We start from the raw sequence: 8,242 nt of genomic DNA on the forward strand, positions 1-8,242 counted from the left end.
GGCGACGGCCGCCGCTGAGGCCGCGCGACTCGCGCCGGGCTCGCCTCGCATCGCGGGCTCCCGCCGCAGGCGCTCCCGGCCGGAGACCACGAACGCGAGGCTCCTGGCGTCGCGGATGGCGCGAGCCCCGATCGACGCCGCAACGCTCACCGCGAGCTCGAAGTCCTCCGCGTCCTCGTACGCGTCCGCCGCGAGGTCGAGCAGCACCATCAGGCGGCTGCGTCGCGTCTCCTCGAACTGGCGGACCATGAACGTGCCGGTCTTCGCCGAACTCCGCCAGTGGATGTACCGACGGTCGTCGCCGGGCTGGTACTCGCGCAGTGCGTGGAACGCGATGTCGCTCGCCGTGAGGTCGCGCGTCGGCGAGCCCTCCAGGTCCCGCAGGAAGCCCGTGCTGAGTGCGGACACCGCGACCGTACGAGGGTGCACGTGCAGCATCCGCACGTCGGACCACACGATCTCGCGTCGCATCAGCCCGACCGGGTCGGCGCGCACCGTGCGCACGGGGCCGACCTCGACCACGCCGCGCCGTTCCGTCGGGATCGCCACCCGCTCGTCGAACGTTCCTCCGCGGGGCAGCGCGGGCACGAACCGCGAGACGACCCTTCGCCCCACGGGGATCTCGAGCCGCGCGCCCGAGAAACGTCGGCGCCCGGGGTTGTGCGCGACGAGGCGCGCCTCGGCGGACTCGCCGACCGCCACCCGCGGCACGGGAAGCGTGAGCTCGATGGCGCCGGCGCCGCGGCCGACGAGCCACGCCGACGCGGCCGCGAGCACGACCACCGCGCCCCACCCGAGGATCGCGAGTTCGAGCCATCCGAGCCCGTACCCGAGGACCAGGGCGACGACGGATCCCGCCAGCACACTCCACCCGAGGGGCGTCACCACGCTGCGCCCCGCGCGCGTCCACCGTTCGACGACGGATGCCGCTCGCCGGGCAGCCACGACCACGCGCGCGATCGTCACCGCGAGGAGGCCCTGCTTCGCGGCCTCCTCCGGGATCGACGTGCGGGTCTGGAAGGTCACCCGGCCTGCCTCGCTGAAGGCGGCGGCGTCTCGATCAGCACCTGGGCGATCATGTTCGATGCCGTCACGCCGTCGAACTCCGCCTCGGGGTCGAGGATCAGGCGGTGCGCGAGCACCGGTTCGGCGAGGGCCTTGACGTCATCGGGCACGACGTAGTGCCGTCCGCGTCCGGCGGCGTGGGTCTTCGCGGCACGCACGAGGGAGAGCGCACCGCGGACGCTGACCCCCAGTCGGACCTCGGTCGCGCTGCGGGTCGCGTCGACGAGTCGGGACACGTAGTCGTTGATGGTGGGGTCCACGTACACGGTGCGCGCGAGCGCTGCCATCTCGACGATCTGGTCGGCGTCCAGGCGCGGCTCGACCCTGTGGTCGTGTGCGCGCTGGTCGGTGCCCTCGAGGATGCGGATGGTGGATGCATGGTCGGGATACCCGATCGAGGTCCGCATGAGGAACCGGTCGAGCTGCGCCTCGGGAAGCCGGTAGGTTCCGGCCTGCTCGACGGGGTTCTGCGTCGCGATCACCATGAACGGCTGGCCGACGCGATGGGTCTGGCCGTCGACCGTGACCTGGCCCTCCTCCATGACCTCGAGCAGCGCCGACTGCGTCTTCGGGCTCGCGCGGTTGATCTCGTCGGCGAGCACGATGTTCGCGAACACGGGGCCGGGGTGGAACTCGAACGCGCCCGACCGCTGGTCGTAGACGGACACGCCGGTGATGTCACCGGGGAGCAGGTCGGGCGTGAACTGCACCCGGTTGCTCGAACCCGCCACCGACTGCGCCATGGCGCGCGCCAGCGATGTCTTGCCCGTGCCGGGGACGTCCTCGAGGAGGAGGTGGCCCTCGCTGAGGAGTGCGGTGAACGCGAGGCGGATGACGCGGTTCTTGCCGAGCAGGATCTCCTCGACCGCTCCCACGAGCTCATCGAGGTTCGACGCGAAACGGTTGGCGTCCTCGGGGGTCATGGTCATGCGGTGCTCCTCGTGGGACTCATCGGGACTCGAACCTCGCGGTGACGCCCGCGACCTCAACATCCAACCAGACGAGGTCGCCGGGCTTGGCGCCGTTGACCTGGCAGGAGGTCGGGCTCTGGGCCGTGCGGCCCACCCGGTCGCCGTCGGCACCGCAGCGGTACGCGGCCGGGAGGCCGTTGTTCGCGGGCGCGGCCGTCCAGGACCAGGTCGCGGTCGCCCCGTCGTACGTCCGGCCCGGGAGCGCGAACGTCAGCGTCGGCGACTCCTCGCTCGGGAACGTGCCGGACCACGGGCCGCAGGTGCCCCACACCGTGCAACTGCGGACCTGGAAGCGCGCCGTCTGTCCGAACGGACGATTGAGCAGCTGGCGCAGCCATCCGGAACCCGAGAAGTCCTTCGGCGAACCGACCTGGGCGCCGGCAGCGTCGACCGCGATGATCTGGAGTCGCTTCGTGCCGCCGTCGACGTCGTCGATGTACCGGTCCCACGTCTCGGGGTTGGACCAGTCCATCCCGCTCCGGACACCGGAGATCGCGCCGGGCGCCGGACGGACCACGGTCGCCGCCACGTCGGTGGGCACGCAACCGGCTCGGTTCCAGCCCCAGACGACGAAGCCGTATCGCGCCGCCTCGACGTTGGTCCCGGTGAACTGGACGCTCGAAGCGCCCGGACCGACGCTGACCATCTCGGCCACCGAGCCGCCGACGGTCGGTGCGACGACCGAACCGGGCGCAGGGCTCGTCACCGAACAGGCCTGGGCTCCCCCGGGGACCGAGGTCTCGCCCTCGACGAGGCGCTGCACGAAGTATCCGCCCATGCCGTCGCCGTTGCCGTCGAAGGGCGACCACGACACCACGACGGTCCCGGCAGCGGGATCGGCGTCGACCGAGATCCCCCCGGCGATCGGTGCGCCGAAGGGCGTGCCGGTCGTGCTCGCCTCCGTCCACGCGGCGAGCGCGGGCAGCGCCCCGTTGCGCGCGCTGACGGTGATGCCCACCGAGCTGCCGTTCGCGAGGCCCTGCGACTCGACGGAGCAGACGGACGCGGTGCAGGCGCGATCGGCGTCCACCTCGATCGGCGAACCGGCGATCCAGACCACGTACGTGGTGACCGGGCTCCCCGACCCGGTCGACACGGGCACCCACTCGACGCGGAGCCGGCCGTCGAGCGGCACCGCTCGCAGTCCCGTCGCGGCCGGCGGGATGACGTCCGACCAGACCGGCGTCGGGAGCTGCACCGGGTCGCCGAGCCCGATCGCGTTGCGCGCCTGGATGCGCACCACCACCGCCGCTGCGGGGCCGTTGCCGAGCGTGGGCACGGTGCAGGTGGTCGCCGCGCACTCCGACGCGGCGAGCTCCGCGCCGCCGTCGGGGTCGAGCAGGCTGATCCGGTAGGCCTCGATCGGCGAGTTGTTCGATGCGCCCGCGCCGAATGCGAGGTCCAGCTCGCCGTCGCGGAACGCGGTCAGGCGTGCCTCGGTGACGGGATCCGGCCGGTCCTGGACGGAGATCGTCACCGTCCCCCACGCGTAGCGACTCGAGTCGTTCGTGGCGTCGGCGACCTGGTACTCCAGCGTGGTGTTCACCGGTTCGGCACCGGGCGAGACCGTGACCGAGAGCCGCGACCGGTCCGCGTCGGGAACGACCGCCAGCCCGGCCGGCAGGTTCTCGGCTCCCAGCCCGCGAACGCGGAGGACGCGGAGCGGCGTGCCCGGGAACGGGTTGCCCGCGGCGTCGTTGTCGAGCACGTCGACCGAGGTCGTGAGCCCGCGCGGTGCCACCGCGACATCCGGCGCAGGTCGCGCGATCGGCCGGGTGGACGGCACGACGCGCAGTTCGATGCGGCCGGGGGTCCCCTCCACGCCGTCGGCCGAGACGCCGACGGTGATCGACGTGCGCGTGCCCTGCGGCGTCGACTCCGACGCGCGGACGCGCAGTTCGGTCTCCTCGAGGGCGGCGCCGAATCCGTCGGGGAGGTCGCCGATGATGCGGTACTCGAGTTCGGCGTCCTCGGAGCCGGGCAGGCTCGTCAGGCGTTCGAGGTCGATCGCCTTCTCCTGCCCGGGCTCGAAGTCGATCACGCCCCCGTCGAACGCGGGCGGCTGACCCTCCTTCGGCGTGACGTCGATCGGGATGACGATCGTGCCGGTGCGCCCCTCGGGATCGTCGGCGGAGTCGCCGTCCGTCACCGTGAAGGAGATGGACGCAGGCCCGAAGTAGCCGGCCTCGCTGCGGAAGCGGACCGTGTCCGCGTCGACCGCGAGATCGCTCCCGTCGGAGTGCGACGCGCGCACGGTCGCCGCGTCGGTGAGTCGGACCGGGCGGCCGGATGCGGCGACGACGTAGTCCTCCAGGTCGAGGACGACCTCCTCGCCGGTCGTCACCTCGACCGGAGGGGCGTCCCTGCGGAGCTGCGGCAGCGCGTCGTCTCGCCCGGGCACCCAGATGAATGCGTACGCGCGCAGGTCCGGGTCGTCGGGGTGGGTGACGGAGAAGGGCACGATGCGGCGCCGATCCTGGACCTCGACGTGCACGGTGCCGCCGGAGGCGCGGGCTCCGTCGGCGTACCCCGGAACCAGCGCGACCTCCGCGTCGGCGGCATCCGCATCGGCGATGAAGACCTCGTCGAGGACGTCGACCTCGACCTCCTCCTCGTCGAGCACGTCGGTGAGGCTCAGGACGACGTCGGCCGCCTCGGGCCGGCTGAGCGGCGCGTCGGGGTCGGCCGTGATGCGCACGTAGCTGGACGCCGTCGCCTGGCGCTCGTTCTCGATGGTGTAGATCGCACCGTGGACTCCCGGACCGCTCGGGACGTCGACGACGACCATGTCGTCGTCCTGCTCGACGACCGTCCCCGGCGTGTTCGCCTCGACGCCGACGAGCCGCAGCGCCGACCCGTCCGGGTCGGTGTCGTTCTCCAGGACGCGGACGGCGATGGTCCGTCCCGGCCGCACCGTGACCTCGTCCTCGATGGCCACCGGATGCCGCGCCCCCTCCAGTCCGGGCGCGACCCCCACCCGAACGGTGCCCGTCGCCCGTGCGCCGAGGGCGTCGACGACCGAGTACGCGAACGTGTCGGTGCCCGCCGAGTACTCGCCGGCGTGGTACTCGAGCCAATCCGAGCCCCGATCGACGACGGTTCCGCGCTCAGGGTTGGACTCCTGGCCGATGAGCTGCACCGAGTCGCCGTCGGGATCGATCCCCCCGAGCGCGATCGGGATGCGGACGGTCCCGCCGGCGAGGACGCGCGCCGTGGCGGTGCGCGGAACGGGGGGCGAGTTGCTCTCCGCGTCCGCGTCCCGGACGGTGATGCGCACCGACGCCGTGCCGAATTGGCCGTCGGGGCCCTCGACGCGGTACACCGCCTCGAACTCGCCCGGCCGGTCGGGCGCGTGGTACCGCAGGCGCGATCCGGAGGTGAACAGCAGGCCGGCCTCGGGCTCCTCGACGAGCGTCGGCGAGAGCGTGAGCCGGTCGCCGTCGGGATGCTCGTCGTTGTCGAGCACGGGGATGTCGATGACGTCGCCGGTTCGCGCCGACGCGGTGTCCGCCACGGCGACGGGCGGCTGGAATCGATCGGGCCTCGGCACCTCCACGACCGTGACCGACCCCACGGCGTCGGCGAGGCCGTTGCTCACCCGGTAGTCGAAGGTCGTGGAACCGGTCGCGAGCGGCTGCAGGAGCGTGACCCGGAGGACGCGGTGCTCGACGACCTCGACCCGGAGCGCGGGATCGACCGGGTCAGCGAGTCCGGTGATGATGAGCAGGCCGCCCGTGGGGTCGATGTCGGACGCGAGGACGTCGACCTCCATCGGCTGCTCGAGACGGAGGAAGGCCGTGTGCGGCACCGTCACCGGCGTCGTGTCGCGCTCGGGTGGCGCCGAGACCTCGACTCGGACGAGACCGGTCGCCGTTCGTCCCTCGTCGGTGACGGTGTACTCGAGGTAGTGCGTGCGGACGTCGTCGGTCCGGAACCGGAACGTCCCGGCGTCGAAGTCGGGCGTGATCACCGCCCCGGGCTTCGACGGCACGGCCGTCAGGTGCGGCATGCCGGTGCCGCCGCGGACGTGCCGGAGCGGTTCGAGCTCGATCTCCTCCCCGGCGGTGGCGAGGGCCACGAACGACTCCGCGATGAGCGGCGCCTCGCCGGGCGCTCGCACGGCCACCACCATGGCGCCCACGCCCTCGTCGCGGCCGTCCGAGACGGCGAGGGAGACGGTTCGCGACGCGCCGTCGCCCGCCTCGTCGAACACGACGACGCCATCGGCCGTCGACGAGACCCGGTCGGGGGCGTCCACGCTCGCGCGTCGGAGGAAGATCGGGTCGCCGTCGGGGTCGACCCACTCGCCGAGCACGGCCGTCGTGACGCGCCCGCCCTGCTCGACCATCGCGCGGCTCTCGCGGACCTGCCTGGGCGCCTCGTTCTCCTCCGGCGGCCGGACGGTGATGCCGACGATCGCTCGCGCGCTCCCGCCGCGTCCGTCGTCGATCGTGTAGCCGAACTCGAACGCGCCCTGGGCCGATTCGCCGAGGGTCACCTGCACCTGCTGCCGGTCGGCGACCAGGTCGAGCCGGGCGCCGTCGGGCAGTTCGCCGTCCACCGCCGAGACGACGAGGACGTCGCCGTTGGCGTCGTAGTCGTTCAGCAGCACCGGCAGCAGCGTGGCGCGTCCGGGTCGGGCGCCGAACTCGTCGTCGAGCGCGACCGGCGCCACCTGGGCCTTCTCGATCGTCGGCGTCGCATCCGGATCGTTCTGCTCGACCGTCTCGTCGTCGCGCTCGATCGCGAGCAGGTCGTCCCAGTTGTCGATCAGGCCGTAGTCGCCGGATGCCGCCCAGGTCGAGCCCGACCGCCGGTCGTTCAGCACGACCGTCTCGCCGTTGGCCAGGAAGTCCGGCGACAGCACGCCGTCGACGCCGCGGAGGCCGACCTCGGAGCCGGAACCGCCGTCGCAGTGCCGCCAGGCGGTGCCGTCGCCCCACGCGGCGTGACGGCAGTCCTCGTGGATGACGGGTGCGGCGGGCTCCCCGGCGTGGTCGCCGGACAGCTCGACGGACTCCGAACCGTCGAAGGGGAGCTCGAGCAGTCGCTCGCGCGTGGCCAGCAGCACGGCGTCGCCCGTCGTGGCCGGCCGCTGCAGGACCGGGTCGTCGCCGGCGTCGGCGAGTCCCTCCAGGGACGTGCTCGCCCCGCCCTCGAACGTCACGACGCCCGCATCCTCGTCGAGGATCGCCCACCTGCCCGCGACCGAGGTGATCTGGGTCGCGGCGTCCTCGTCGAGCGGATCGAGTTCCCACGTCGCCTGCGTCCGATCGGGGTCCGCGGCCGAGACGCGCGAGATGACGCCGGTGGTGGGGGTGAACGCGAGGATGCGACCCGACGCGTCGACCGAGACGACCGACCCCGCCCCGAACGAGAGCGAGGGGTCGGCCTCCGCGTCGAACGCGGCGAACTCCTCGACCGGCCAGACCCAGAGGTCGCCGCCGGCGGTGACGACGACGCGGTCGCCGGCCAGCGCGAGTTCGGCGTCGCCGGGGACGGCGACGGTGGCGGTGACCGTCGACGTCGTCGGGTCCACGATGCCGACGCTGGCGCGATCCCGATCCATGACGAGCACCGTGGCGCCGCTCTGGACGACCTCGGATCGCGTTCCCCCGGTGTCGACCACCGCGTTCAGCTCGTGCACCGCGGTGTTGGCGCGCCCGACCGTCTGCAGTCCGTCGTTGGACACCCACACCGACGCATCGCCGAGGTCGATCCGCTGCGCCGTGTAGCCACCGGATGCCACGGCGATCCCGGCCACCAGCGCGACGACCGCCGCGACGGACGCACCGGTCACGATCGCGGAACGCCGTCGCGCCCAGAGGCTCCGGAGGTTCATCGCGGCACCTCGTCGACCTCGGCGCAGCGCTCGGCGCTGGGCTCGCCGGTCCTGCCGTCGCGCCAGACCGTGACGGAGGCGCACACGGTCCCCGGGTCGTCGAGCGTGACGGCGTACTCGGCCGCCCGCTGGGGCGCGGACGACTCGCCCTGCACGGTGACGATGTAGGCGTCGCCCTGCCGCAGGCCCGGGTCGTCCCACGCGAACTCGACGGTGGCGCCGTCGGTGCTCGCTCGGACGTCCGCGACGACGGGGATGTCGCGGGCGCTGCCGGCGACCGTCAGGAGGCCGGCGACGACGAGCCCGACGAACACCGCGGCGGCGACGGCGACGCCGAGGATGAGCCGCCCGGTCGACGGCGGCG

At 73.1% G+C, this 8,242-nt stretch carries 3 protein-coding genes and 1 pseudogene; all 4 read right to left on the bottom strand.

Annotated elements, in window-relative coordinates; all coding sequences use genetic code 11:
- The coding region (locus tag ESO86_RS07470; RefSeq protein WP_129234337.1) for a DUF58 domain-containing protein at positions 1–1,026 on the bottom strand (1,026 nt) is incomplete at its 3' end.
- Positions 1,023–1,994, bottom strand: coding sequence for an AAA family ATPase (locus ESO86_RS07475; protein ID WP_129234338.1), 972 nt, complete (start codon positions 1,992–1,994; stop codon positions 1,023–1,025). The genes ESO86_RS07475 and ESO86_RS07470, both read right to left, overlap by 4 nt.
- Positions 1,995–2,013: 19 nt before the next feature.
- Entirely contained in the window at positions 2,014–7,878 is a 5,865-nt protein-coding gene (locus ESO86_RS07480) for an Ig-like domain-containing protein (RefSeq protein ID WP_129234339.1), read from the bottom strand.
- A pseudogene (locus tag ESO86_RS18700) lies at positions 7,875–8,242 on the bottom strand (serine/threonine protein kinase); the annotation flags it as partial. The pseudogene ESO86_RS18700 and the gene ESO86_RS07480, both read right to left, overlap by 4 nt.

The organism is Agromyces binzhouensis (assembly GCF_004135055.1).
GTDB lineage: Bacteria > Actinomycetota > Actinomycetes > Actinomycetales > Microbacteriaceae > Agromyces > Agromyces binzhouensis.